Raw genomic sequence first — 26,073 nt, 5'->3', positions numbered from 1 at the left:
GAATAGCCACTTTCAAAGACTGGATGAATATCTATATAAGCTGTTTAAAAGCTTTCAGCAAAAGTTAATTCTTTCTCTGAATAATTATCAATCATGGAAATGATAGGTACTGACAATAACAGGGTTATGTGATTTTACTGTCAAATCTGTAATAAATCATACTCCGTTTAATTTTTTGAGGCTGGTGAAAGATTTTTTTTGATATGGCTTGAGGTATGAATTTATAATCGAGTAAAGTTCCAATCCTTGGGTTTATATCTCGGTATTCTAGCTTTACCCTTAAACTTGCAATTGCCCTGTTTTTATTCTGCAATATACACAAAATACTCCTTTCAAAAATTTTATCGCAGTATATACATTGTGTTATCTGTGTAAGCGTATAGTAACACACGCGAGAGATAAACGGCTAGTAAGTAAGTTGGGACAATAAAACCAAGCTAGATAAACTTAGGTATGACTACCTTCCCCTCAGCCTCTGTGAAATTATGGTGCTGAAACTCGATACTTGAACTTTTGTGTGCATCCTGCCTTATGTTAACAATAAATTTTTACAGGTATTTTGCTAATTAATATTGATCTTGCAGTATCAATAAATACTTTTAATTTATTGAGTGAGTATTAAATTCTGATCTGCTTAGAGTATGGATTGTTTAACTGCATTCTCTCAGACAAAAGTCTATATCTGACTTGATTTTGCTATATTTTTAATTAAATTTAGCTATATTTCTTACTACCTGTGTTAATGTGAAGTACCCAAACTAGGATGCTATTTTTTGGTTGCCCTATCTAGCGAATTGGAATTATTAAACTAACATTAAGTGTTGAAAGATTTAATTATGAAATCATCTTCTATCACCTTATTCTTTATGATTAGCGCACTCATTTTTCCCCAGAGTGTTTATGCTAACCAAGAAAATGTTCCGATAACAACAGGCGATGCGTTGAAAGATCGGTTTCACGATCGCAATCAGGCTGGAGTTTTATTGACGGAACCTGCGACAATTACCACTACATGGAGCAATTTCACAGGACAGAGTAGTAATCCTGAACAAACTCCTGAATCAATTTCGTTAGTTCAGGAGCAAGGATGTCAAAAGGTTAACCCGCTTGAATTCATCAATAATCCCGGTGCTTTCTTTAAAGAATGTCAGAAGGCAACAAATATCCCAAGTTCTCAAAGTACTGAGCCAATTGAGTATCTTAAGGTTCCTAAACTCGATTCTGGTATTAGTGTAACAGTTACTAAATTTTGATCTAGGCATTTTTTGAACCGGAGATAACTAATTTTTGCTTATCATCCTTGGTGCTGATGTGACAACTATTACCACTTTTATTTAAAAAAATGTTTACAAAAGCAATCAAATTGATAATAGCGCATTCAATGCAGATGTCTACGTGCAGTATGACATAAGTACAAATATTACAGATACTTGTGTCCTCGTTATCCTAAATTCCGAATACAAGTATTTAACCGAACTTCTGAAGAAAGCTGTTCTTGATTGGGAAAAGTGCTTTTATGGATTTTTAACGGTTGTTCGCTATTTACCCGCCTTGATATGATTCGATTATTTAACATAAAATAGAGGTAAAAAATAGATACATTGTCTTTATAGCAGTTCTCAGTTGAGTGAGGTAGAAGAAACCCACCCCCAACCCCCTCCCCGCTCTTCGAGAGGGGGCTATGATGTAATTCATTTGATTGGGAAACGCTATAATTAATTTAAATTAGATAGAAGTAAAATCAGCTATTAAAAATTGAGTATATAGATTATTTTATAGTTTTGAATTATGTTGATATTTGCTGTTATAAATTTATATTTTGGAAATAGAATAGTTGGCCAGTAAAGTTTTTATTTTTTCCGTTAACTACATCGGATAATTTAGCGAAACATAATTGTGTTTAAAAATCTGCAATTTTTAGTAAAAAGCTAGTGTAATTACTTCAACGAATATGGTGATAATACTTTAGGTAATTGATTTGTGACTAATGATAATGTTAGTATTATGGGGTGGGTTGATTTTGGGTTTATTATCTCCAAGATTTGACTTGTAATGTATCATAGACCAAAATTCATCAGTATTGCCAATTGATTGATTAGCAGTGTGAAATGGCTATGGGTCTGAATATCTAGACTTGATACCACTAAATTGATGAGGTTACAGAGGAGCAAATAACCATGAGCAACTTAACATCTCCACCTACCGAAGTTCAAAAAACAAAGAAAAAAAGTTTAGCCGCAGATAAAAAACCTCGGGCTACAGATGATATTGTGCGTAGTTATCTGCAAGAGATCGGGCGTGTAGATTTGTTGACTCGCGAACAAGAGGTTATTTTTGCCCAACAAGTGCAGCTGATGATGAATTTATTAGCTGCTAAAGAAGAACTGACTGTGAAATTAAACCAGGAACCCACGCTGCAAGAATGGGCAGATCGGGTAGAGTTAGGTGTTGAGGTGTTAGAGCAACAGCTAAATCAAGGACACCAAGCCAAGCAAAAAATGATTCAGGCTAATCTCCGGTTGGTGGTAGCGGTGGCGAAGAAATACCAGCACCGCAATCTGGAGTTTATGGATCTAATTCAAGAAGGGACTTTGGGCTTAGAGCGAGGGGTGGATAAATTTGATCCTGCTCTTGGCTATAAGTTTTCTACCTACGCTTACTGGTGGATTCGTCAAGGAATTACGCGAGCGATCGCTCAACAAGGACGAACAATTCGTTTACCGATCCACGTCTTTGAGAAACTGAACAAAATTAAACGGGTACAGCGAGAATTATCTCAACAACTGGGTCGCGTTCCCACAACTGCTGAAATTGCGACTGCGTTATCTTTGACACCTAGCCAAGTTAGAGAATGTTTGTATTTGGCGCGTCAACCTTTTTCGCTAGAGGCGCGAGTTGGCGAACAACAAGATACAGAATTGCAGGACATCCTGGAAGATGACGGTCCTTCTCCTGAAGACTATGCTGTTGAAGAATCTTTGCACCAAGATTTACACGACTTGTTGGCAAAGTTGTCTCCCCAACAGCGAGAAATATTAACCCTGCGGTTTGGTCTAACTGATGGCTATGAACTTTCTTTAGCACAGATTGGCGATCGCATGGGTATTAGTCGAGAACGGGTACGTCAGATTGAGCAAAAAGCTCTCAGTCTCCTCCGACGACAAAAGGAACAAGTGCGTAGTTATCTAGCTAGCTAAGGTTATTTTTTAAAATTTAGCATAATGCTGTCTGTATAAAATTCGGTCAGTTTGGGGGAAAATAAACCTAAGTAATCTTTATCAAATAATTTGATATGGGCACATCAAAGACAGTACAGCAATTGCAAGCGCAATGGATAAGTTCTGAAAACTTTCGGTCTTATGGACAGGTGATTTTTGCAAGTCTTGATGGCAAAGGTTACGACGTGGAAGATGCCCAGTTAAACCTGCAAAATGGAATTCCACGATTTTATATTATGCGGTTGGAGAAGAGAGGGCGAAAGTTTCACAAAATTACTCGCCATCAGCAATGCACTCAATGTTTAGGTTCTTTGGAAGGGAAGGATTGGTTAATTGCTGTTTGTCCTCCTCATAATGATGTGAATGAACCAGCGTTAGAAGAGATTGCTGCTTTTCGTATTCCGGGGAATTGTTTTATCAAGCTGTATGAGGGTACTTGGCACGCTGGCCCCCATTTTGACCATGAAGCTGTGGATTTTTATAATTTGGAATTAGCTGATACGAATGTGGTGGATCATTTTACTCATGATTTTTTTAAGAGTCATCAATTAGAGTTTGAGATGGTTTAAAGAAATCAACGAACCACAGAGGCGCAGAGAACACAGAGAGGAGAAAGCCGTGATTTTCCGTAGGGGTAATTCATGAATTGCCCCTACGACAGATGCTGTTGCAAAGAGGGTTAAGCCAAGGCGGACTTTAACTCACTTTCCGCTTGTGCCAAGGCATCTGGTAATTTACTCGCATCGCGTCCGCCGGCTTGGGCTAAGTTTGGTCTTCCACCGCCACCGCCACCGCAAATTTTAGCGATCGCACCGACAAATTTACCAGCTTGCAAACCTTTTTTGTTGACTTCTTGACTAAAAGCTGCTACTATACTAACCTTGTCAGCTTCGGGAACAGAACCCAGCACTACTGCACCGTTACCGATTTTTTGTAATAAGCGTTCGGCTGCGGTTTTCAATGATTCTGGATCGACATCTTCTAATTGGGCGACGATAATTTTATGATCGCCTAAAATTTCGGCTGTTTGTAGCAAGCTGTCAGATTTAGCGATCGCTAGCTGTACCTTTAAGGTTTCCAATTCCTTTTGGCTGCTTCTGAGTTCGCTTTGCAGGCTTGTAATTCTGTCTGGTAATTCTTCGGGTTTAACTTTAAAGCGATCGCTCAAATCTTTAACTACTTTATCCCGCAGGTTGAGATAATCTAGGATTGCTGGCCCCGAAACAGCTTCAATGCGCCGCACTCCAGAAGCTACGCCAGCTTCCGAGATAATTTTGAAAACGCCAATTTCAGCCGTATTGCTGACATGAGTTCCACCGCACAGTTCCATTGATACGCTAGGGAAGTCAATTACCCGCACTTCATCGCCGTATTTTTCGCCGAACATGGCAACAGCACCCTTAGCTTTCGCCTCTGCTAAAGGTAATACTTCTATATTCGCTGCGTGTGCTTCAGCAATCCAAGTGTTTACCTGTTCTTCAATTTGTTGCACTTCCTCTGCTGTTAACGCGCGGGGACAGTTGAAATCGAAGCGCAACCGATCGAAGGAAACCAAGGAACCTGCTTGAGATATGCCATCATCAACAATTTTTTTCAACGCTGCTTGTAACAGATGCGTTGCGGTATGGTTCGCTTGGGCGCGACGGCGACAAGCCGGATCGATTTGGGCGGTGACGCGATCGCCTACGCGCAGTGTACCGCGTTCGATGCGTCCTAAGTGAACAAAGAAATCAGATTCTTTTTTCACGTCTTCAACGCGAACAACAATCCCATCACCAGAGATATAACCGCGATCGCCGATTTGTCCCCCAGATTCAGCATAAAATGGCGTTTTGTCAATAAATATTTGTACCTGTGTCCCCGCTTCAGCTTCCTCTTGGGAAACACCTTCTACCAAAATAGCTTCTACTTTTGCCGTCACAGTCGCTTGAGTGTAACCTAAAAACTCGGTGACTTGGATGTGTTCTGCTAATTTATCGAGAGAACCTTGCACAGTTAAATCGATAGTTTCGTGTGCATCTCTACCACGTCCTTTTTGGATTTCCATTTGTACCTCAAATCCCTCAACATCAACTGTGAGATTATTTTCTTCGGCAACTTCTTGAGTAAGTTCAAGGGGAAATCCGTAGGTGTCATAAAGGGTAAAGGCGCTTTCACCACTAATTTGAGTGTTTCCTCGCTGTTTCACCTCTTGGATAATTTCTTCTAGGAGTTTTTCACCTCTATCCAGAGTTCTGAGAAAATTCGATTCTTCTCGTTGCAACTCAGCAATAATTGCTGCTTCTCGTTGGCGGACATTGGGGTAAGCTGATTCAGAAAGAGCGATCGCAGTTTCGGCAACTTGGGTAGTAAATTCGCCAGAAATCCCAATTAATCGCCCATGACGCACCACCCGCCGAATTAATCGCCGCAGTACATAACCTCTTCCCACATTAGAAGCGCGAATTTCATCAGCAATCATGTGAATCACAGCCCGAATGTGATCGCCAATGACTTTTAGGGAAGTTTTGGTTTTTTCATCACTGCTGTGGTAATCAACACCAGCAATTTGCCCTGCGGTTTGAATAATTGGGAAAATTAGGTCAGTTTCGTAGTTATTCGGCACTTTTTGCAGGATTTGTGCCATTCTGTCCAAACCCATACCGGTATCAATGTTCTTGTTTTGCAGTGGCGTTAAATTCCCTGAAGCATCCCGGTTATATTGCATGAATACGAGGTTGTAAAACTCGATAAACCGGGAATCATCTTCTAAATCGATATTTTCGTCACCGCGTTCTGGGTGGAAGTCGTAATATATTTCTGAACAAGGGCCACAAGGGCCAGTGGGGCCAGATACCCAAAAGTTATCGTCTTCGCCCAAGCGTTTAATTCTCGCTACCGGCACACCGATTTGATCGCGCCAGATTGCAAAGGCTTCATCATCTTCTTTAAAAACGCTGACAACTAGATTTTGGGGGGAAAAGCCAAAGACTTGTGTGGAAATTTCCCATCCCCAAGCGATCGCTTGTTCTTTAAAATAATCACCAAAGCTGAAATTGCCCAGCATCTCAAAAAATGTGTGATGCCGTTTAGTGCGTCCGACATTTTCGATATCGTTGGTACGGATACACTTTTGTGAAGTTGTAGCCCGCTTAAATTCTGCTGTCCTCTGCCCCAAGAATATCGGTTTAAATGGTAGCATCCCCGCGATCGTCAGCAGTACGGTTGGATCTTCTGGCACAAGAGACGCACTTGGAAGGATTTGGTGACTCCGTTGGGCGAAGAAGTTGAGGAATATATTGCGAATTTCGTTACCGCTTAGGTACTGGGGATTTGAAGACATAGGTGTTTTTAACTTTAGACTTTAGGCTTGGGCGTAGCGGCACTAGGTAAGTGTATTTTCATAAATAGCTTTATATATTCTTGCATTTTGTTTCATATTACCGCCAGCAAATTCTGCAATTCTGTGAGCAATATGCAGTGATGAGGATGCTTTTAGAGCATTATCTCGCTCTAACAGCATGTGCAAGCGCATTTTGGTCTTTAAGATTAATCCTTAAGAAATAGTTTAAAATTTCCATACTAAGGTAACAAATGGCACTAAAACTGAAAGTATCAAATATTGCTTGTGAGGGATGTGCAGAAATAATTACTGAATCCATCCACGTTATGGAACCTGAAGCCAAGTTGGATGTCGATGTTAATGCTAAAACTGTCACGGTGGAATCCGCAGCTTCTGACGAGTCAATCAAACAGGTAATTGTTGCTGCTGGTTACGCTGTTGAAGGCTATTGAGCCGATTCTAGCTTTTCGCAGAGGTTGAAATTTTAATATCCCAGACTACGGTAACAAAATTTTCTTATACTTATTCCGCCCTTTCTAAGTAGGTAGGCGTAATTAAATATGTAAGATCAAACCTCACCCTCAATCCCTCTCCAAAGTATCGGAGAGGGAAGCCGGAGGCAGGGTGAGGTTTTATATTTAATTTGACACACTTACTTATAGGCTGAATTGAGCTATGGCATTTCTCAATCACATGAGTTACATCATAGCCCACTCTCAAAGAGCGAGGAGGGGGTTGGGGGTGGGGAACTTGAGTACCTCACTCAACTGAGAAACGGTATATTTTACCCACATTAGGAGCAGATTTTGACATCAAATTTTTTATTTAGCTTTGTTTTCTAGATTTATGATGTTGCAGCCAATTAAACAAAAGATGTGAATTAAGTAAACAAACACAGATAAAGCGCATAGGCAGAGACATCTTATTTATCTTGCTAACACATTGTGAACCCAAGTTTTACATCTTGCTTAAATTGGAAATTTTTTACCCGATAAATTCGCTCTGTAATTGTAGGGCATATTAGTGCTAGAAAGCTCTTGTCCATAGTAGGAGGGAGCTTTGCTATCTATTCAGTTCGCATTGTTTTTGTAATTTCACTCCTACCTTAATACTTGAGGAAAGCCTAGTTTATAAAGAAAAAGGCTAAAGTACCCTATGGGAAATAACATTTTTAATTCAATGACAAGATTTCGGCTTTGAACATTGAATTAAAATCTTTTATAATCTCTTTATTTTTCTACATAAAAAGAAATTTAATTGCCTAATGTGACGCTTATTCGGAACTATTTATTTTGGCAATTTCATCAGAAAAACAACACTTAAGAAAACACAGGAATAGTTTTTATTCGTCTCAATATTATTCAGTATTTTTACTGTTTGAAAAACATACTGTAAAGAAGACATTAGTTGTCAGAAGTGGATGTTTCAGAAAATATAAAGCCTTGAAAGGAGATTAAACTTGGAAAATTATTTTAAATTCGGTGTAAATAAAATTATATATCCAGAAATATAACTTAGCCTAAAAGATCACAAGTAGAATGGCGTAAATAATTAAAGGTTTGTAGTGTTCTCGCAGCGTCTCGTAGAGAGGACTTTAGTTCTCGAATGATGGCTGAAGCCCTCACTACAAACTAATCTCAAGATTTCTTACATTACTTAATCTAGTTTGATTTATTCTCACCTACTTACTTAGATTGTATTTAGTATTAGGCAATGATAGCAGCGAATTACTCAACTTAATTTCTTTAAAATTTAAATAGGATAAAAAATAAAGCAATGAATATTTCTATTCTGATCTTTGGAAAAAATAATTTTATCGCCACACTTCCAGATCAGATCCGTTATGCGACTGCTTTTAATGTAGAAGATATGGACAATCTGAATCAAGCAGTGTCGAGGATTAAAACAACGCCCCCGGATATAATACTTGTGCAGGCTAGCCTAGATGGTAGTATGGAACTGTGCAGTTGGTTAAAAGAGCAGACAAAACTATCCTGGATGTACTGTATTCTTTTCGAGGATCGTTCCCAACAGCTTACCGATAGAAATAAGGGTTGGCATAGAGAATTAGAAATGAGCGCTGCGGCCCTAAAGCAAGGAGCCGATGCTTATATTTGGCATCTTATTGATGACAAAACAGAACATAGCTTGGCAGAGTTAACCGCTAATCATGGATTAATACTTGCTCAATTGACTGTTGGCTTGCGGAAAGCACAAAAATATCGAGATTTGATTCGGACAAATGATATGTTATCAGCGATCGCCTTAGCCGATTCGTTGACAGAATTAAATAATCGTCGTGCTTTAGAATGGGATTTACCCAGGCAAATTAATAGAGCTAGAACTCAAAAAACTTCTCTAAGTTTGATTATTTTAGATGTAGATCATTTCAAGAAAGTTAACGATACTCATGGGCATTTAGTAGGCGATCGCATTTTGCAAGTATTATGTCAGCGTCTGCGACACAATCTGCGCTGTCAAGATACTGCATTTCGCTATGGTGGCGAAGAGTTTGTGATTCTTCTGGCTAACACTACCGATGAGGAAGCACTATTAGTAGCCCGTCGTCTTAATCGCGTAGTCAGCGACGAACCATTTGCACTCAATAATAAACTGATAATTAATATCACCATTAGTCTGGGCACAGCAAGTCTGCAAGCTGACGATGACGATCGAGGAGAGAGTTTGTTGAATCGTGCCGATCAATATCTGTTACAGGCTAAAAATAGTGGGCGTAATCGGGTTATTCACTCGAATTACGTATCTCATGTTTCACATTTGAAAGCTGTTTCTTCTTAAAATTGGGCATTGGGCATTGGGCATTGGGCATTGGGCATTGGGAATTGGGAATTGGGAATTGGGAATTGGGAATTGGTGAAGAGTTAATATTTATAATTCCTAACAGAGGCGATTTATCGCGTCTCTTAACTCAGCATGACAATCTTCTACTGAAGTGCGTTGTCGCATGGAATTAACTAGAGTTTCATAGCTAGACCAATTTTCTTGCAGTAGGGTTTTTGCTTGGAGGGCATGAAATCGTAGTTTCTGTTGATAAACTGATTCAGAAAAGCCCAAAATTGTCAAGACTCCTATCAGCTTGTTTTTATCATCAGATCCACCCTCAGCATTATTAAAAACTAGGGTTTCAGCAGCAATACCCGCCATCCAAATAGTGCAGTAGCGGTCTAGCATTTGGGCACTGATTTTACCTACATCTAATTGAGACGCTAATTCGCTATCATCAAAGCTAACGCCGCCTTGCCCAGGCTGCCCCTGTTTCCAGGCTTCCCAAGCGCTGAGTGTGTAACCAGTAACGGGAATATCCAGCAGGTAAGCAACCAAAAAATGCCCTGCTTCGTGGTGGAGGATGCGATCGCGGTGTTCGCTAGAAAAACCAGCAATCCAATCTAAAAAAATAGTACCACCCTTGCCTTGTAAGCTAAAACTATCTAACGTAGCTATGCCTAAGATAGTGAAGGTTGCAAGTGCCGGTACTGCTGGCGACAAATTCAAAAATGGCCCCAGCAGTACCGATAAGGTCATGAGAAAGATAGATATTGCAACTAAATTTAAGGTAGTCTGGCTCATCGAGAGTTTTTTAAGTGCAGCTTAATATTTCTTTATTATGATGCGATCGCACACCTCATGCATCAAGTGTCTTTACAAATCCCTTGACAGTCTAATTTTCCTGACTGGGATTTGGCGATAAGTGAAGAAATTTTACAAAAATTGTGATTCTGCATAAGAACAATAAGTAAGCGCGATTGATAGTAAGCTGTCCATTATTATAGATTTTGCAGCTTGCAGACAAACTCTAATCAACACTGTTAAGTATTTTATGTGAAAATTTAAAATCCAGATTTTAGAGTTTAAATTACTTGTTATTGTTCTTACGTTAAACAGGCATTAAAAGTTATGAACCCATACCTTCCTCAGAATGATCCTGACCCTACACAACGCAAAATGTTGTTAGAGCAAAAGCAAGGAGAGTATGAATTTGATCGCGATTTTTTAGCGCCTATGGCAATGCTAAAAAATGTACCTGCGAGCGAAAATTTTTCTACTAAATATATCGCTGAACGTATAGTAGAGTCGGCAGAACTTCCGATAAATATGTTAGCTGTTAAAACCCATTCTTTATGGGATCCTTTAGATGAATTGCAAGACTATGAAGACTATTTTCCAGTTTTGCCTAAACCTAATATCATCAAAACATACCAAACTGACAACTCTTTTTGCGAACAACGGCTTTGTGGGGCAAATCCTTTGGTTATACGCCGAATTGAGAAGATGCCAGATGGCTTTGCCTTTAGCATTTTAGAACTGCAAGATAAGTTTGGTGACTCTATCAACTTAGTAGAAAAACTTGCGAATGGAAATTTATATGTGGCTGATTACAGAGCGCTTGCATTTGTTAAAGGAGGTACTTATGAAAGAGGTAAGAAGTATTTACCAACCCCTGTAGCATTTTTTTGTTGGCGGAGTTCTGGTTTTAGCGATCGCGGTCAACTAGTACCGATTGCGATCCAAATCAACCCCAGAGAAGGTAAACAGAGCAAGCTAATCACACCTTTTGATGAACCTTTAATCTGGTTCCATGCCAAGCTTTGTGTTCAAATTGCTGATGCTAACCATCATGAAATGAGTAGCCATCTGTGTCGAACTCACTTTGTTATGGAACCCTTTGCTATTGTCACAGCACGACAATTAGCCGAGAATCATCCCCTCAATTTACTACTAAAACCCCACTTCCGTTTCATGTTGGCTAATAATGACTTAGCTCGTAAACGCCTAATTAGTAGAGGTGGCCCTGTTGACGAATTGCTAGCTGGAACTCTGCAAGAGTCATTGCAAATTGTCGTTAACGCATATAAAGAATGGAGCTTAGATCAGTTTTCTTTACCCACTGAACTAAAAAATCGGGGTATGGATGATCCAGACAACTTACCTCACTATCCCTATCGAGACGATGGCTTGCTATTGTGGAATGCCATTAAAAAGTTTGTGTCTGAATACTTGAAGCTATACTACAAAACTCCCGCAGACTTAGCAGAAGACTTGGAATTACAAACTTGGGTGCAGGAATTAGTTTCCGAATCAGGCGGACGAGTCAAGGGTGTTAGCGACCGCATCGACACATTAGACCAATTAGTTGATATTGCTACTGCGGTTATCTTCACCTGTGGGCCACAACACGCTGCTGTTAACTACGCGCAATATGAATATATGACTTTCATGCCAAATATGCCTCTTGCTGCTTATAAACAAATCACAGCAGAAGGCACTATTCCTGACCGCAAAAGTCTATTATCATTTCTGCCACCCTCAAAACAAACTGCCGATCAATTATCGATTTTATTCATCCTCGCAGCCTACCGTTATGACAGATTAGGGTACTATGATGATAAGTTTGTAGACCCAGAGGCTCAGGATATTTTGGTTACATTTCAGCAGGATTTGAACGAAGCAGAGCGGCAAATTGAGTTAAACAATAAGAGCCGTTTAATAAATTATAACTATCTAAAACCAAGGCTTGTTACCAATAGTATTAGCGTATAAGTTAATCCTGTTTGACTTGATTAAATATCTCCAAAAACATCCATAAATTTTGGATATATTTTTGATTATAGCGGTTCTCAATTGCATGAAATACAGACCCAACCCCCAGCCGCTTCCCTTGTAGGGAAGGGGAGCAAGATTCAAAGCCTCTCTCCTAAAAGGAGAGAGGAATGGAAGTGAGGTCAGAGTTGTATTGCATCCAGATGAGAAGCGCTATAGTAATATGCTTCTGGTTTTAAATTCATAAATAGGTAATCAGATTAAAAACCAGTCTAGCTAATCATGATGCGAGATTAGTTAGACAAGGAATGTGATTAAATAATGGTACATTTACAGCACTTACGGCAGCTATGAGGTACATCCTCAAAGCTGAAAGCTATGATAGCAGAGGGGCAAGAGGAAAACTGTATTGCATAATAGCCGCAAGCGCTGTATCCCTCTTCTGTCACTTTCCGGGACGGCGATCGCTAGAAGCCTGATGAGACAATCAATACAAGCTATACTATTAGAAAAAAATGGGTCTTGTATTTGTTATTAGAAAAGAATCGCGCAATCTCTTGCTATACAAAGACTCTAAAATTCAGAAATGGCAAATGTTTTCGGAGAGTGACAGAAGAGGGGTATTGAGAATAACTTCTAGTTCAGTCTGTATATGCTCAAGTTCTTGACGCTTTTGGTAGATCCACATCTTTTCAGCCTCACGTTATTCCAGAGTTTCATTGTGAGCTTTTTCCTGCTGTTCTAGGAGATTTTCGTAAAGTGCGATCGCTTCTGCGATTACTCGACTAGCTGATTCAACTAGCCTTGATTGGTGTGGGAACGATCGCAGGTGTAGCATTAACAGCAGTCAACCTGCATCAGACCTAACTGTTGCTAATCTTTATCACTACTTTAATATTAGAGATAAATCGAAAAATGAGACAGAGTTAGTTTCAGTTAACTAAAACAGCTAGGGTAATTCTTGAAATTTGAATCTTACTCCCCTTCCCTTGCAGGGAAGGGGCTGGGGGTTAGGTCTGTATTGGACTCAAGGCAGAACCCCTATATAGCCGCGACTTCCATTTACCTAAGCATCATTTACTCAAATACCACTGTTCTATTACCATATACTAATACACGATTTTGTAAGTGCGATCGCACCGCTCTTGCTAATACAATCCTCTCTAAATCTTTGCCTTTTCTCACCAAATCATCAACTTCATCACGGTGACTAACTCGCACTACATCTTGTTCAATAATTGGCCCGGCATCTAAATCGGCAGTGGCGTAATGAGCGGTTGCCCCAATAATTTTTACCCCACGTTCAAAAGCTCGGTGATAGGGATTTGCACCGATGAAAGCTGGTAAAAAGGAGTGGTGAATATTAATAATTTGCGGAAATTGACTAATAAAATCTGCACTAACAATCTGCATATATTTCGCCAAAACAACTAAATCTATTTTGTACTGCCTGAGTAATTCTAGTTGTTGGGCTTCTTGTTCTGATTTATTATCTTTAGTAATAGGAATGTGCTGAAAGTCGATCTTAAATTGTTCTGCTACTACCTTTAAATTAGAATGGTTACTAATAATTAAAGGAATTTCAGCCACAAATTCTTTAGCACGTTGTCGCCAAATCAAATCAAAAAGACAATGGTCTTGCCGACTTACCCAAATAGCAATGCGTGGTACTGTATCAGAAAAACGTATTTCCCACTTAGCGCCTAGAGGTTGAGCAATGGAATTAAAAGCCGGGGCAATAAATTCTCGCGGTAAATTAAACCCCTCTAGCTGCCATTCAATGCGGGTGAGAAATAACCCAGCAGCAAAGTCTGTATGCTGATCTGCATGGATAATATTACCACCGTTAGAATAGATAAAATTAGCAAATTTCGCCACTAGTCCCCGTTGATCTGGACAGGAAATCAGCAATGTTGCTGTTGGATTTGTCATAATATCGCCAGATTTTTTAATTAATTAAGGCTTGCTGTTTGTTGGACTCGGTTTAGGAATGGTGAGCGAAGAAGGAAGTTTCTGACTATTATCTACCGGTTGCTGCCACTCTGATAGATCCCGATTCACGGCATTTGCAAAATCTGTAGATACCAACAGCACATTTATATTTCCATCGGGTTTTGTAGCAGGGTCAGTTTGAGCATACAAAAAACGTCCGTTAAAGTTAGATTTACCCAAAATCAACTGAAGGCTTTGTCGGTTTTTTAGGGTGATATTGATAGTGGCTGGGGGTTCATCTAAGGTAAATTGTCCAAGTTCTTTTACTGGAGTTGATAAAGTTTGATCGCTATTACCTTTTACCAACAAATCCATCAAATAAGAAACAATAGCATCATTTGCTGGGCCTGATATTGGAGATTTGATTAACCACTTAGGGTTACTAGACTCAGGGCTACGTTCTAGATTCAGAGTGAGTTTTTTTGTCTTGACTGTTAAAGACTGCACATCATCTTCTGCAAAAGAGAAAATTTTCTGCTTTTGCTCCTTGGATTCTTCTCTCACAGTCGCACCCCGAATTTCATGAAAGTAAACAAAAGCGCCTAAACCCAGCATTAGCAGTATCAAAATTAAAGTCGTTCTCGGCAATTTCATTTTTTAGTCATTTGTGATTTGTTATTGGTGAATAGTTAATATTTATAACTCCTAACTCCTGTACAGACGCGATTAATCGCGTCTATCGTCGTTTCCACCAGATAAGAACTGCGATCGCAAACCCGATTAAGGGTAAAACTAACAGAGATGACAATATTAAAAGATTGCCTTGTGTGGTTGTCAAGGTTATCCGACGGTTTTTAGGCTCTTTGGGGCGAATGGAAAGGGGTTGCTGATCCTGTTGACTCAGCCAAGTAACTGAGTTGAGAAATACATCTCCATTTAATTGCTGTTGAAACAAGCCATCGGTAGCAAAACTAGAATTTCCTAAAACTACTAACCGGGACTCGGTGGTTGTTTGAGATGAGGGGGATGAGGGAGATGAGGGAGTAGGGGAAGCAGTAGCCGCAGGTGTAGGAGTGGGGATAGCTTTACCTTTGGTGGTTAGAGATGGCAGGGGTGAAGCTTGCGGAGTCTTGCGGGAGGCGGAAGGAGTGGGGCTAGTCTTGTTTTGGGTGGTTGGGGATGGTAGGGGCGAAGGAGTCGGTGCAGCTTGGGGAATGGAAGCAGATTTAGCTGCTTGTTTTCTTGTTAAAGCAACGCCCAAGGTTAAAGGCCCTTTTAGGTCTTTACCTTCATTAAACTCCAATTTTTCGCTTTGCAGGTCGCTTTCTGCCCAGCTTTTGGGATAGGGTTTAGTTCGTAGCAATGGAGTAGCCTGAACACCAGGCACAGAGGTAATTTCCAGTGGTCGGGAAATGGGATAAAAAGAATTGCCGTTACCGAAATCTTTGGTAATCGGATGTTGTCCATATTCTGTGACTAAGGGTGCAGCAGGGCCAAGTCCCACAACGCTTTCGCCAGAGACATCGACTGCTAAACGATTGTCCAGACGAATACCCCACTCTTCTAATAAGCTGTTAAGTTTGGGATCGGTATTCGGATCAATCATCAGCAGTAAGTTACCGCCGTGATTCAGATAATCTTGCAAAGCTTTGACTTCGCCTTCAAATAACCCTCGCTTGGGGCCAGCTACTATCACTACAGCCGCATCTTCTGGAACTTTGGAAGTTTCTCCTAAATTCAGAGGTGATGTTGTAAAATTTTTGTCGCCTAATCCCTGAACTGCTTGTGATATTGCACCTTTAGCAGCCGAAAGTTGGCGTTCGCCATGACCTTGAAGTAAGTAAACTTTAGCTGTGGTTGAATTTGTTAGTTGTTGCAGGCGACTAGTTAATCTAATTTCTGACAAACGCTCATTTTGATTTACTGTTTGTACTAATTGCCGTTTATCCCCAGATTCTAAATAAACTTCCCCGTAATCTTTAACGCCGAACTTTTCTGCAAGTCCTGGTCTAGCTTGGGGGTCGATATACTCATATTTAAATTTTGAGCTTTGCCGTTGATAATTTTCTAGCAATTCTCGGTCTTGGGTATTTTGATTAATATCAAATACCCACACTTTAACTGGTTGTGGTAATACACTCACCAATTGCCGTGACTGGGGCGCAAGGGTAAACAATTGACTTTCTGTTAAGTCCGCCCGCAAGTGATAACGAGTCCCCAAAAAGTTAATCAATCCTAAAATTGCTAATACTGCTAGAGTTGCTACGAGGGCGTTAGTTCCGGCTTGGGTAGAACGACGTTTCCACCAGTTAGTTTCATAGCTTTGCCATATTATTCCCAATCCACTGATTGCAATTCCCGTAATCAGAAATGCTAATGGAATTAGTCCCCACTTTTCAGAGACTAACCCAACTGTTAAGCCGACAGCAATTAGGAAGGGGCCCAACCAAAATAGATATTTCCACAGTTTCTTTTTTGCAACTATCTTCATATTTTTAAACTGAAGTGAGGAGTTAGGAGTTATGAATTATTGACTATCTTAAACTCTTATTCCTTTGTGTCCTTTGCGTCCTTTGCGGTTCGTTTTTCATTATTTTGCATAAGTCCTGATGAGTTTTAATTCCTCACTCCTAACTTTTAACTCATAATTTATATAACTATTGCCTTTGAAAGCGTAGTGCATCAATTGATTGAGCGGTGAGAAAGATGCCCAAAAAAATGTAACTAGCGAATAAAATTAAGGCGCTGGTATCAAAAATTCCTTGAATTAAGGTGTTGTAATTTTTCAGCAACGACAGATAACCTAAAGCTTCACCCACTGGCCCGGGGACAATTCTGGCGATTAAATCAATCAATAACAATAATAAAATTACTGCAAATGTGAAAACGGCAGACAGAATTGTGCTGTCTGTTAAAGAGGAAATAAACATTCCTACAGATAAAATTGCTGCTGCTAGTAAGATTAATCCAAAATGACCCAGCAAGGGAATTGAGAATGCCATTGGTGGATTTGATCCACTGATTGCGATCGCTTCCAACACTAGCATGGGTACAACCATTGTAGTAAAAAATGTTAGCACGCCTAGTAACTTACCTACTGCTACCGCCCAATTAGTGATTGGTGAAGTGGCTAATAGTTCCAAAGTGCCGCGCTTTCGTTCTTCGGCATAAAGTCCCATTGAGAGAATCGGTAAGATAAACAACAGTAGCCACCCCATACGATCCAAAAATGCCCGAATAAATTCGTAGGGGACATCTATCGGCGGTACTGGTACTCCTAGTTGTTGCCCTTGTGAATCTATTGCCGCAACTCCTAGCAAAATGCCATCTGGCCCTAGCAAAATCATCACGAAAAATAACCCGGCGATGAACCAAAATATGCCTGCGATCGCATAAGCCAAAGGTGATACAAAATAACTCTGTAACTCTCGGCGATAAATGGCAATAATATTACTCAGCACTATACCCATTTACGCTGCTTCTCCTTCGTTGTCTGCTGCTAAGTCTACCTCAGTCTCGAAATTCTTTTCTTCTGTGGTCAGTTGCAAGAATACATCTTCTAAGGTGGCGTTTACTCGCCGCAGTTCATGTAAACCAAAGCCTGCACGCACCAAGGTTGCAACAATATCCTTTCCTGGTTCTTTTCCAGGTTGCGATATCACCCGTAGGTAAGCGCGATTTGTCTGCGGTTGATGACCTCCGGCGGTCGGAATTGATTCTATCAGACTCACACCCGCAACATTTTGCAATACCTGTTTTGCTAGGGCAGCTTCTCCTTCTATTTCTAATTCATACCCGGAACCACCTGTCAACTGAGTCATCAGATTTTCTGGTGTATTAGTTGCCACAACTTTACCGCGATTGATGATGGCCACGCGGCTACAAGTCATGCTCACTTCTGGCAAAATATGCGTGGAAAGAATAATTGTGTGAGTCCCAGCAAGGCTTTTGATTAAATTCCGCACCTCAATGATTTGTCGAGGATCGAGTCCAACGGTGGGTTCATCGAGAATAATCGCCGGTGGATCGTGGACGATCGCTTGAGCAATTCCGACACGTTGGCGGTATCCTTTAGAGAGTTTGCGAATAATCACTCGCCGCTTATCTTCTAAATTACAGCGTTTGATGGCGGCTGTTACCTTGCTGGCGCGATCGCCTGCTGATACTCCCTTAATTTGGGCGACAAAATGCAAAAATCCCTCAACCGTCATGTCTGGATATAACGGCGGTGTTTCGGGTAAATAACCAATCCGTTGGCGCACAGCTAAGGAATTTTCATGGACATCATAACCAGCAATCCGGGCATTTCCATTTGTTGCGGGTAAATAACCAGCCAGAATCCGCATGGTTGTGGTTTTCCCAGCGCCATTGGGGCCGAGAAGCCCTAAAATCTCCCCAGGTTCGACGCTAAAAGTAACATCAGTAATCGCTGAGGTAGAGCCGTATATTTTACTTAGATGTTCAACTTCGATCATCGGTATAGTGGCGATCGCAATTTATAAGATACCCAACAATCTTAGATCACGATATTGGGTATGGGTAACTGGCACTAAGATTAGCCGACAATGATTAAAGTTCCTGAAAACTCTAATCCCTTTGCATATTAGAGAAGGGGAAAAAATTAAAACCTCTCTCCTCTTAATGAGAAGAAAGGTTTTTTAAATCCCGTGAAAAGTCAGCATGTAAGTGGAAACAATGCCATTGTCAGCCTGAACAATCACATTGCAACTTTAAAAGACTTGTGTGTAAATGACTTTTTACATTATGTAAGAAAGCCCAGGAAGAACCTAACCCCCTTCCCGACACGGGAAGGGGGAAAATTCAAAGTCTCTCCTTTTAGGAGAGAGATTTAGAGAGAGGTTTTTCAAATACCGTAAAAAATCAGGTTAATAATAGCTGCCAGATTTTCGATACTCTAAAGCAGTGATACCATCATTTTCCAACACTTCACCATGATTGATGACGGCATAAATTAACCATCTATCGCCACATTCAAGCTGATTTTGCACCGTACATTCTAAATAGGCTAATGCCTCATTCAAAATCAAACAGCCATTATCAGCAGTTTTTGTGACAAGATTTGCAAAGGGATTATCGCCTAAAGTGCTATGACGAGAAAAATAGCGTCGCACATTTCTGCCTTCTTTAAGGATATTCAGCACAAATTGATCGCCAGGATGATGCATTAAATCTGCATTTTGCTCGTTAGCGATCGCAATCATAATTCCTGGCGGGTTAAAAGTTGCCTGCGATACCCAAGAAGTTAAAACCCCTTTGTGAGTTTCTTCATCACGAGTTGTCACAACACACAGAGAACCAACGATCCTCCCTACCGCTTGTACGGTACGATCTACATGGGTTTCTGTGACAACCTGGCGGGAAGTCCGCAATTTTTTGGTTTTCTTCAAGTTTTGGGCAAAGGATGCACCTGCTTCTTGACACTCCTGGAGAATTTCAGGAGTAGGGCTGAAACGCACCCGAATTGTTTCAAATCCTAGTTGATAATTTGCATCTTTAAGCTTGCTTTCGATTAAATCTATTGCTTCTCCACTCCAACCGTAGGAACCAAACACCCCTGCTAACTTAGTTTTAGCCGCCACTGAGAGGACTATTCCTAAAGCAGTTTGAATTTGAGTCGGTGCATGTCCGCCTAAAGTGGGTGAGCCGATAATCAAGCCATCGCAAGTTTCGACAATGCGGTTAATCTCGGCAGAATCAGCTAATTCACAGTTGATTAATTCTACATTAACTCCATTTTGAATCAAACCTTGTGCGATCGCATTGGCCAGAATTGTTGTATTGCCATAAGCAGAAGCATAAAGCAAAGCGACACTCAACTCTTGAGATTTTTGCCCTTGACACCATTGACGGTAATCATAAGTAAAACGACTGAGGCTGTAACGGACAACTGGCCCGTGTGCAGGGGCATAACATCTGGCTCCCAAAACCGAGATTTTATCTAAAGCAACTTCAACTTGTTTGGCTTGGGGCGCATGGAGACATTCAAAATAATAACGACGTTCCGCATCTAACCCTTTCCAATCTTCATCAAACAATATATCTTCGCAAATATGAGCGCCGAAAAGTTTATCTGTGTAGAGAATTTTTGTTGCAGAATCATAAGTACAAAGTCCATCAGCCCACCGGGGAGTTGGTACGGTGACAAATGAGAGAAGATGTCCTTGTCCTAAATCTAGAGTATCCCCCGATCGCACTGCTTGAATAGGTGATTCAAATTCGGGAAAGGCTGTTTTTAGAGCATTAGCGGCGGGGCGAGAACAAATGAGAGTAGCTTGAGGAACCAGAGAGAGTAATACTTGTAAGGTTGCTCTCCGGTTCGGGTTGACATGACTGAGAACAATGTAATCTAGGGTAATGAAATCTAGACGTTGTGCAAGTTGCTCAAGGTAAATTTCGGTAAAAGATTCGCCAGGAGGGTCAATTAAAGCCTTTTTATCACCTTGAATCAGATAAGAATTTGCTGTAGTTCCCCGTTGACGGGAATACTCAACTTCAAATTTTAGTCTGTCCCAAGTCCGCGATCGCAGAATCAGAGTATTTTTACCAATTTCAGCAACTTGGACATCTCTGCTATGGTTGGACGTTAATGTGGCAGTAGACATAATAACCTCATTGGGAATTGGGAATTGGGCATTGGGCATTGGGCATTGGGCATTGTGAATTGGGAATTGGGAATTGGGAATTGGGCATTGGGCATTGGGCATTGGGCATTGTGAATTGGGAATTGGGAATTGGGAATTGGTTATAGCGGTTCCCATTCAAATGTGGTACAACATCATCTCGTAAGCTGTAGGGGCAATTCATGAATTGCCCCTACGGGTGTACCTCACATAAATAAAAACTGCTCTCCTTCTCTTCTTAACTCCTGTACAGACGCGATTAATTGCATCTCTACCTATTTTTAATGACCATTAGTTTCTGTTAATTCAGATTTGGCTCGGATTCTATAGCGTTTAGATACTTCTTGTTCCGGGTCAATACCTTCAAAGGTAGGTGGTAGCCAAACTCGGAGAAACAGTAGTATTCCCAGGACTAATAAAAAGGCACAAGTTGCTAAAATTTGACTCCAATTAGTTTCTAGAATACCTTTAACAATTACTTCTCGCAAAGCGGAAACAATAGAAACCTCAACAGCTACCCCAATAGATACGCGATGTTCTTGTAGGTAAATAATCAGCAGTCGGAATAGCTCAACTAAGATGAGTAAAAAGAGAATATCGGCAGTCACAGCATGAAAATCTAGAGGTGGAAGTAAGGAGAGAAACATATCTCTCACCTGAAGCACCATGAAGCTAAATAAACCGATACACAGAGAAATTACAATTAAATCTTGAATAAATTCCAAACTTCGCACAACGCGCCCCCGATTGATTTCATACATCGTAATCGGGGTATTTTCAACAGATTTATACATAGCTTTCTGTAATTGGAGAGTGGGGAGTTAGGAGTTAGGAGTTGGGAGTTAAGAGTTCGGAGTTGGGAGTTCGGAGTTGGAAAGATGAGTGAGAGAAGCAGAATAATCAATGCCCCATGCCCCATGCCCCATGCCCAATGCCCAATGCCCAATTCCCATTTAATAATGATTGCCAATTTTGCGGTGATGCGCTGCGGTAAGTGCATCTAGCTTGGCAACTCTTCCAGTTTGGACTGTGCTATAAATTACCCAATGATCTCCACAATCCATACGGCTTGTGATTTCACATTCCATGTAAGCTAAAGCTTCAGCTAAAACTGGCGATTCATTTTTAGCTGGATATGTTTTCACTCCAGCAAAACGGTCTGCACCAGGAGCAAAACGCTTGATAAAATGTTTCATTAATCCTTGATATTTCCCTTCTTCTAAAACGTTTAAAACAAAGCGATCGCCAACGTGCATCAAAGATTCAATTGCCCGGTCTTTGGATACTGCGATCGCTACTCCTAAAGGCTCAAGACTGGCTTGTGTCACCCAAGAAGCCAACATCGCACTCTGAATTTCTCCTTTTTTAGCGGTGATGATGTATAATCCTGTACTAATCCGCCCTAAAGCTTTCTCTAACTCGCTATTGATGGATTTGATTTGTTTAATGGTGCGATCGCGGTTCAACCATTGACCCAAATCTGTCCCCGCTTCATCACAAAGTTGTTCCGTTGCTGGGGTAGGAATTTCTTTAACTAAAATAGGTGGAAAAGCTTCAGTTAATCCCAGTTCTTGAAACTTATTGCGTAAAGGATAAATTGGTTCATCTTCTCCCCCTCCAGACTCTAATAAACCAACTGCCTGTTTCTTATTAACAGCAGCTAAAATAGTGCTTAATGCCGCTTGAGCTATAACTGAAGATTGCGGCGGCATTGTAATTACTAAACCAGAAGACTGTGCAACTAATTCTCGAACTTCTTGAGGCTCTGAACTGTTGAGAGGAAATAATTCTACAGCCACGCCTGTTTTTGCACATCCATGAGCTATGGTACGGACTAAATGTTCACTATAACCGTAATCTTCAACATAAAATAGAGCTACTAATCTATCTGTTTTTGCCTGTTCTAAACTCCAGTTTTGATACCGTCCGAGCCATTCGGAAATATAGTGTTGTAATAAAGGGCCATGTCCTGTAGCAACTGTTTTTATTTCTAACTTTTCAATCCGCTTTAAAGCTGCTAAAACAGACCGGGCATTAGGCCCCATAAGACAATCATAATAATATTGAAAGTCTTCCTCAAGTAAAGTGATATTTTCATCATAAGTATGGTCATCACAGTAATGCATTCCAAATACATCACAGGTGTAGAGAGTGCTAGTTTTGTGGTCATAAGTAAAGATTGTGTCAGGCCAGTGTAAGTTAGGTGCAGAGATAAATTCTAATTCGTGTCCGTTGCCTAAATCTAATCGCTCTCCACTTTTCACCTGCTTTGAATTAAAAGGCTGGTGAACCATATTTTCTAAAAATTGAATAGCTACCTTAGCACCGACAACAGTAATAGAGGGAGCTAATTGCAAAATATTTTTCACTAAGCCACTGTGGTCTGGTTCTGTGTGGCTAATAATCAAGTAATCTATTTTAGTCGGATCAATCAATCCCACCAATATCTCAAGATATAATTCTTCAAACTTGCGGTGAGATGTATCAACTAAGGCAATTTTTTCTCCCTGAATTAAGAAAGAATTATAAGTTGTACCATTCTGTAGACCAAACTCGACATCAAAACGTTCTCTATCCCAGTCTAGACAACGAATAGCAGTTGTTTGAGGAGCAATTTCAACAGTTTGAACTGTCAAACGTCCTGAGTTGGGAGTAACCTGAGTGGGCTGGATGAGTGCAACCATTTGTTTTCTCCAAAAAAATTGTTATTTGAAGCGAGCTTTATATTTCTTATATTGACCTGAAATAGTCAATTAGTAAAATGCCAATTTCTAAAGCTAATCATCAGAAAGTTTTATTCATCATTTAGATTGATTTACCATTGAATTACTCAATGTTTACCATCAATAATGAATGTGAGAAAATGAAAATAATCAGTTACAATCTTTAGGGATGTCGTTAATATTTTTTCCTCCTCCCATACAAAAAATCAACAGCGAAATCGCTCGTAGCGCTGGTGTCGATCTGTATGTGCTGCGTCTAGATTTGATGCACCCGTGGGTTAACGGCAACAAGTGGTTTAAGTTGAAGTACAACCTTTTGGAAGCCAAGCAGAAAAATTTCACGACATTACTTACCTTTGGTGGCGCTTATTCTAATCACATCTATGCAACTGCGGCGGCTGGTAATCTTTTCGGTTTTCGTACCATTGGTGTAATTCGTGGAGAGGAGACGCTACCACTAAACCCAACACTGAGTTTTGCTGTCCAACAGGGTATGCAGCTTGTGTACCTAAACCGCGAAATGTATCGACAGCGCAACACAGCCGCGCTACAGGAATATCTGCAACAACGCTTCGGTGAGGTGTTTATCATTCCCGAAGGCGGGAGTAATTTAAATGGTGTGCGCGGCTGCACAGAGATAATTGGTAATACGATGCCTACGCCTGGCTACGCCTACGCATTTAATCGTATATGCGTAGCCTGCGGTACAGCTACCACACTGGCTGGTATTGCGCTTTCGTTGCATGAGGGACAAAGAGCGATCGCTTTTCCCATTCTAAAAAATGGTTTATTTCTCGCACAAGAAATCGAAAGTTTATTGACAAATTACCTCATCTCGGATTTACCTACACCATCTAACTCTCCCGTTCCCTGGGAATTGGTATGTGATTATCACTTCGGCGGCTATGCAAAGGTAAACAATCAATTGCTAGTATTTAGCCAACAATTCAAGGAAGAACATAACGTACCTCTTGATTACGTATATACCGCCAAAATGTTTTACGGAGTAATGGATTTATTACAGCAGGGATTTTTTTCTCAAGGAGATTCGTTGCTGCTGGTACACACAGGCGGCTTGCAAGGCAACATTGGTATGGAGAAGCGATACTTGCGACAGTAAAAAATATATTACACTTTTATAAGATTTACGCAAAACTACACGCAGTAGGGGCAATTCATCAATTGCTTCTACCGAAAACTCAAGGTTTGGGCTATTTTTTGCGTAAGTCTTGTTTTACAAACAAAAAAACTTTATCAGCTTCATATACAAGTTTGAAATTAGAACTATTTTTAAGTTGATATATCAAATTAGGAATGAACTCAGATTTATTATTTATTAAATCTACAAGTATATATTTAAAAATATCATTATACTTTTCCGACGGACGATCTTTACTAATTAGCTTAATGGTTTGACGTTTAGCTAAATGAGGAGCAATACTTGCTGTAGTTAAAACACTTTCTTTAGTCTTAACTAGACTGACAGCAGTATACAGAGAAGGAAGATTAGGTAAATTTGGAAAATAACGTGTTATAAAAAAATCATATTTAGCCAATGCCAAAAAAGAAAAAATAGCAGAAATTATTAATATTTTAGGTTTCAACCAACGCCTCTTGTTTTCTTGCTGATATTCTTTTATAGAATATATCAACCATACAATAATAAAAGGAAAAATAGGTAATGAGTAATGATGAGCTAAATCTCTTTGTGACGCATAATCAGAAATAATATTCAATAACAACATAGGTAAAGTCGGTATTAATACTAACATTTGTTTCCAATGTAATCCAATAATTACTGGTAATAAAAGAAGAAGATAATAAAATAATGCGTCAGGAGAAAAAAACTTTCCTAAAATTAAATTAGGATTACTGAAAATATTAATGATTATTTCCTTTGGAGAACTACCAAGGGAAGCATAAAACACAACTCCCCCAGCTTGCCCACCTCTCAAAGAAGGCGTTAAATAACCAATAGTAAAAATATACCAAGATATGCCTATTACAACACAAGCTAATCCATAAACCCTTCGATGTTGTAATAGCAGCCAAAGACCAAAAGCTATTACAGTTAAACTTAAGCTATCCTTACAAACTAAAACTAACCCAATAGCAAAAAATAATTGATAAGTACATTTCTCTCTTGCTGCCCACATTGCCCACAATAATGCAGGAACGGCTATACTTTCTGGACGAAAATCAGTAAAGAAATTACTATTAAATAAAGCAGGATAAAGCAAATAAGACAAACTTATTGCTTTTGAATAAGGTATAGATAATCCTGCTTGTAGGCTTAGTAAATAAATAGGTAAACAGCCAAAAGCTAAACCAAGAGCTTGAACTAAAAATAACCAGTATTCACTGGGATATATTTTATATAGTAGGCTTATTGGATACAATATAAAGGCTGCATGATCGCCCATAACATGAAATCCAAAAAAAGAAGATATTGGGGGTAGATTTTGACTTATCAAATATACCCATTGGTCAAAAAGAGCTAAGTCAAGAGCATTAGATTTAAAAAAAATATGTCTTAAACTACTACAAAGAAATAATATTAAAGTTCCTATAAAAACTAAAAAGCTAATATAACTAAGCTTTCTTTGCATATTAATAACTAATAAATACTAAACTTATTAGTCTAATATAGAAGTGCCCTTCACTATAATATTTTAATA

22 protein-coding genes are annotated in these 26,073 nt (G+C 39.8%); 8 read left to right on the top strand and 14 right to left on the bottom strand.

What is annotated here, in order from left to right:
• The first annotated feature begins 836 nt into the window (after positions 1-836).
• From V7K98_RS18400 to V7K98_RS18390, 3 genes are all read left to right on the top strand, one after another.
• Complete coding sequence (locus tag V7K98_RS18400) at positions 837-1,253, top strand: hypothetical protein (RefSeq protein ID WP_335024318.1); 417 nt, start codon at positions 837-839, stop codon at positions 1,251-1,253.
• A 924-nt stretch (positions 1,254-2,177) separates the two neighbouring features.
• Positions 2,178-3,197 (top strand): RNA polymerase sigma factor, RpoD/SigA family, encoded by a 1,020-nt coding sequence (locus V7K98_RS18395; protein ID WP_335024316.1) that lies wholly within the window; start codon positions 2,178-2,180, stop codon positions 3,195-3,197.
• 95 nt (positions 3,198-3,292) lie between these two features.
• The gene (locus V7K98_RS18390; protein WP_335024314.1) at positions 3,293-3,787 is read left to right on the top strand and encodes an ureidoglycolate lyase; all 495 of its coding nucleotides are present in this window, start codon (positions 3,293-3,295) and stop codon (positions 3,785-3,787) included.
• A 110-nt stretch (positions 3,788-3,897) separates the two neighbouring features.
• Here V7K98_RS18390 and alaS read toward each other — a convergent pair whose 3' ends face one another.
• Both alaS and V7K98_RS18380 read right to left on the bottom strand, forming a co-directional pair.
• Positions 3,898-6,540: an alanine--tRNA ligase gene (gene alaS / locus V7K98_RS18385; protein ID WP_335024312.1), complete on the bottom strand. Its 2,643-nt coding sequence runs from the start codon at positions 6,538-6,540 to the stop codon at positions 3,898-3,900.
• Between the two features lie 42 nt (positions 6,541-6,582).
• Positions 6,583-6,732: a hypothetical protein gene (locus V7K98_RS18380; RefSeq protein ID WP_335024310.1), complete on the bottom strand. Its 150-nt coding sequence runs from the start codon at positions 6,730-6,732 to the stop codon at positions 6,583-6,585.
• A 59-nt stretch (positions 6,733-6,791) separates the two neighbouring features.
• Between V7K98_RS18380 and V7K98_RS18375 the strand changes: the two genes are divergently transcribed.
• A complete protein-coding gene (locus V7K98_RS18375; protein ID WP_335024308.1) occupies positions 6,792-6,992 on the top strand; it encodes a heavy-metal-associated domain-containing protein in 201 nt (66 codons plus the stop codon).
• Between the two features lie 1,324 nt (positions 6,993-8,316).
• On the top strand, positions 8,317-9,339 hold the full coding sequence (locus V7K98_RS18370) for a GGDEF domain-containing protein (RefSeq protein ID WP_335024306.1): 1,023 nt from the start codon (positions 8,317-8,319) through the stop codon (positions 9,337-9,339).
• Between the two features lie 99 nt (positions 9,340-9,438).
• Here V7K98_RS18370 and V7K98_RS18365 read toward each other — a convergent pair whose 3' ends face one another.
• Positions 9,439-10,128 carry an ATP-dependent Zn protease gene (locus tag V7K98_RS18365; RefSeq protein WP_335024304.1) on the bottom strand — a complete coding sequence of 230 codons (690 nt, stop codon included), beginning with the start codon at positions 10,126-10,128 and terminating at the stop codon, positions 9,439-9,441.
• 327 nt (positions 10,129-10,455) lie between these two features.
• Here V7K98_RS18365 and V7K98_RS18360 point away from each other — a divergent pair, with 327 nt between their 5' ends.
• Positions 10,456-12,099, top strand: a complete 1,644-nt coding sequence (locus tag V7K98_RS18360; RefSeq protein WP_335024302.1) for a lipoxygenase family protein — start codon at positions 10,456-10,458, stop codon at positions 12,097-12,099.
• Between the two features lie 703 nt (positions 12,100-12,802).
• On the opposite strand, the gene V7K98_RS18355 is transcribed toward V7K98_RS18360, so the two are convergent.
• The 9 genes from V7K98_RS18355 to V7K98_RS18315 form a co-directional block, all read right to left on the bottom strand.
• A complete protein-coding gene (locus V7K98_RS18355) occupies positions 12,803-12,937 on the bottom strand; it encodes a hypothetical protein (protein ID WP_335024301.1) in 135 nt (44 codons plus the stop codon).
• Between the two features lie 239 nt (positions 12,938-13,176).
• Complete coding sequence (gene purU / locus V7K98_RS18350) at positions 13,177-14,031, bottom strand: formyltetrahydrofolate deformylase (RefSeq protein WP_335024299.1); 855 nt, start codon at positions 14,029-14,031, stop codon at positions 13,177-13,179.
• A 24-nt stretch (positions 14,032-14,055) separates the two neighbouring features.
• Positions 14,056-14,685: a DUF4340 domain-containing protein gene (locus V7K98_RS18345; RefSeq protein WP_335024297.1), complete on the bottom strand. Its 630-nt coding sequence runs from the start codon at positions 14,683-14,685 to the stop codon at positions 14,056-14,058.
• An 82-nt stretch (positions 14,686-14,767) separates the two neighbouring features.
• A complete protein-coding gene (locus V7K98_RS18340; RefSeq protein ID WP_335024295.1) occupies positions 14,768-16,522 on the bottom strand; it encodes a GldG family protein in 1,755 nt (584 codons plus the stop codon).
• Between the two features lie 166 nt (positions 16,523-16,688).
• Positions 16,689-17,501 carry an ABC transporter permease gene (locus V7K98_RS18335; RefSeq protein ID WP_335024293.1) on the bottom strand — a complete coding sequence of 271 codons (813 nt, stop codon included), beginning with the start codon at positions 17,499-17,501 and terminating at the stop codon, positions 16,689-16,691.
• Positions 17,502-18,506, bottom strand: a complete 1,005-nt coding sequence (locus tag V7K98_RS18330; protein WP_335024291.1) for an ABC transporter ATP-binding protein — start codon at positions 18,504-18,506, stop codon at positions 17,502-17,504.
• Positions 18,507-18,917: 411 nt separating this feature from the next.
• Complete coding sequence (locus tag V7K98_RS18325) at positions 18,918-20,654, bottom strand: diflavin flavoprotein (protein ID WP_335024399.1); 1,737 nt, start codon at positions 20,652-20,654, stop codon at positions 18,918-18,920.
• A gap of 7 nt (positions 20,655-20,661) precedes the next feature.
• Positions 20,662-20,856: a hypothetical protein gene (locus V7K98_RS18320; RefSeq protein WP_335024290.1), complete on the bottom strand. Its 195-nt coding sequence runs from the start codon at positions 20,854-20,856 to the stop codon at positions 20,662-20,664.
• A gap of 97 nt (positions 20,857-20,953) precedes the next feature.
• Positions 20,954-21,466: a phosphate-starvation-inducible PsiE family protein gene (locus V7K98_RS18315; RefSeq protein WP_335024288.1), complete on the bottom strand. Its 513-nt coding sequence runs from the start codon at positions 21,464-21,466 to the stop codon at positions 20,954-20,956.
• An 84-nt stretch (positions 21,467-21,550) separates the two neighbouring features.
• On the opposite strand from V7K98_RS18315, the gene V7K98_RS18310 reads away from it, so the two are divergent.
• Complete coding sequence (locus tag V7K98_RS18310) at positions 21,551-21,676, top strand: hypothetical protein (RefSeq protein WP_335024286.1); 126 nt, start codon at positions 21,551-21,553, stop codon at positions 21,674-21,676.
• On the opposite strand, the gene V7K98_RS18305 is transcribed toward V7K98_RS18310, so the two are convergent.
• Positions 21,626-23,356, bottom strand: a complete 1,731-nt coding sequence (locus V7K98_RS18305) for a diflavin flavoprotein (protein ID WP_335024284.1) — start codon at positions 23,354-23,356, stop codon at positions 21,626-21,628. The two genes, V7K98_RS18310 and V7K98_RS18305, sit on opposite strands and share 51 nt — an antisense overlap.
• Before the next feature lie 208 nt (positions 23,357-23,564).
• On the opposite strand from V7K98_RS18305, the gene V7K98_RS18300 reads away from it, so the two are divergent.
• A complete protein-coding gene (locus tag V7K98_RS18300; RefSeq protein ID WP_335024282.1) occupies positions 23,565-24,515 on the top strand; it encodes a 1-aminocyclopropane-1-carboxylate deaminase/D-cysteine desulfhydrase in 951 nt (316 codons plus the stop codon).
• A gap of 91 nt (positions 24,516-24,606) precedes the next feature.
• Here V7K98_RS18300 and V7K98_RS18295 read toward each other — a convergent pair whose 3' ends face one another.
• Complete coding sequence (locus V7K98_RS18295; protein WP_335024280.1) at positions 24,607-26,004, bottom strand: DUF2079 domain-containing protein; 1,398 nt, start codon at positions 26,002-26,004, stop codon at positions 24,607-24,609.
• Positions 26,005-26,073: the final 69 nt, after the last annotated feature.

This window comes from Nostoc sp., from assembly GCF_036917435.1.
Lineage (GTDB): Bacteria > Cyanobacteriota > Cyanobacteriia > Cyanobacteriales > Nostocaceae > Nostoc.
The sequence above is the reverse complement of the archived record's forward strand: the minus strand, read 5'-3'. Positions and strand labels throughout refer to the sequence as shown.

What these genes read in the sequence shown, in the direction of transcription:
- V7K98_RS18400 (WP_335024318.1), top strand. Translation starts at nt 837, where the DNA reads ATGAAATCATCTTCTATCACCTTATTCTTTATGATTAGCGCACTCATT.
- V7K98_RS18395 (WP_335024316.1), top strand. Translation starts at nt 2,178, where the DNA reads ATGAGCAACTTAACATCTCCACCTACCGAAGTTCAAAAAACAAAGAAA.
- V7K98_RS18390 (WP_335024314.1), top strand. Translation starts at nt 3,293, where the DNA reads ATGGGCACATCAAAGACAGTACAGCAATTGCAAGCGCAATGGATAAGT.
- alaS (WP_335024312.1), bottom strand. Translation starts at nt 6,540, where the DNA reads ATGTCTTCAAATCCCCAGTACCTAAGCGGTAACGAAATTCGCAATATA.
- V7K98_RS18380 (WP_335024310.1), bottom strand. Translation starts at nt 6,732, where the DNA reads ATGCGCTTGCACATGCTGTTAGAGCGAGATAATGCTCTAAAAGCATCC.
- V7K98_RS18375 (WP_335024308.1), top strand. Translation starts at nt 6,792, where the DNA reads ATGGCACTAAAACTGAAAGTATCAAATATTGCTTGTGAGGGATGTGCA.
- V7K98_RS18370 (WP_335024306.1), top strand. Translation starts at nt 8,317, where the DNA reads ATGAATATTTCTATTCTGATCTTTGGAAAAAATAATTTTATCGCCACA.
- V7K98_RS18365 (WP_335024304.1), bottom strand. Translation starts at nt 10,128, where the DNA reads ATGAGCCAGACTACCTTAAATTTAGTTGCAATATCTATCTTTCTCATG.
- V7K98_RS18360 (WP_335024302.1), top strand. Translation starts at nt 10,456, where the DNA reads ATGAACCCATACCTTCCTCAGAATGATCCTGACCCTACACAACGCAAA.
- V7K98_RS18355 (WP_335024301.1), bottom strand. Translation starts at nt 12,937, where the DNA reads ATGCTACACCTGCGATCGTTCCCACACCAATCAAGGCTAGTTGAATCA.
- purU (WP_335024299.1), bottom strand. Translation starts at nt 14,031, where the DNA reads ATGACAAATCCAACAGCAACATTGCTGATTTCCTGTCCAGATCAACGG.
- V7K98_RS18345 (WP_335024297.1), bottom strand. Translation starts at nt 14,685, where the DNA reads ATGAAATTGCCGAGAACGACTTTAATTTTGATACTGCTAATGCTGGGT.
- V7K98_RS18340 (WP_335024295.1), bottom strand. Translation starts at nt 16,522, where the DNA reads ATGAAGATAGTTGCAAAAAAGAAACTGTGGAAATATCTATTTTGGTTG.
- V7K98_RS18335 (WP_335024293.1), bottom strand. Translation starts at nt 17,501, where the DNA reads ATGGGTATAGTGCTGAGTAATATTATTGCCATTTATCGCCGAGAGTTA.
- V7K98_RS18330 (WP_335024291.1), bottom strand. Translation starts at nt 18,506, where the DNA reads ATGATCGAAGTTGAACATCTAAGTAAAATATACGGCTCTACCTCAGCG.
- V7K98_RS18325 (WP_335024399.1), bottom strand. Translation starts at nt 20,654, where the DNA reads ATGTCTACTGCCACATTAACGTCCAACCATAGCAGAGATGTCCAAGTT.
- V7K98_RS18320 (WP_335024290.1), bottom strand. Translation starts at nt 20,856, where the DNA reads ATGAATTGCCCCTACAGCTTACGAGATGATGTTGTACCACATTTGAAT.
- V7K98_RS18315 (WP_335024288.1), bottom strand. Translation starts at nt 21,466, where the DNA reads ATGTATAAATCTGTTGAAAATACCCCGATTACGATGTATGAAATCAAT.
- V7K98_RS18310 (WP_335024286.1), top strand. Translation starts at nt 21,551, where the DNA reads ATGAGTGAGAGAAGCAGAATAATCAATGCCCCATGCCCCATGCCCCAT.
- V7K98_RS18305 (WP_335024284.1), bottom strand. Translation starts at nt 23,356, where the DNA reads ATGGTTGCACTCATCCAGCCCACTCAGGTTACTCCCAACTCAGGACGT.
- V7K98_RS18300 (WP_335024282.1), top strand. Translation starts at nt 23,565, where the DNA reads ATGTCGTTAATATTTTTTCCTCCTCCCATACAAAAAATCAACAGCGAA.
- V7K98_RS18295 (WP_335024280.1), bottom strand. Translation starts at nt 26,004, where the DNA reads ATGCAAAGAAAGCTTAGTTATATTAGCTTTTTAGTTTTTATAGGAACT.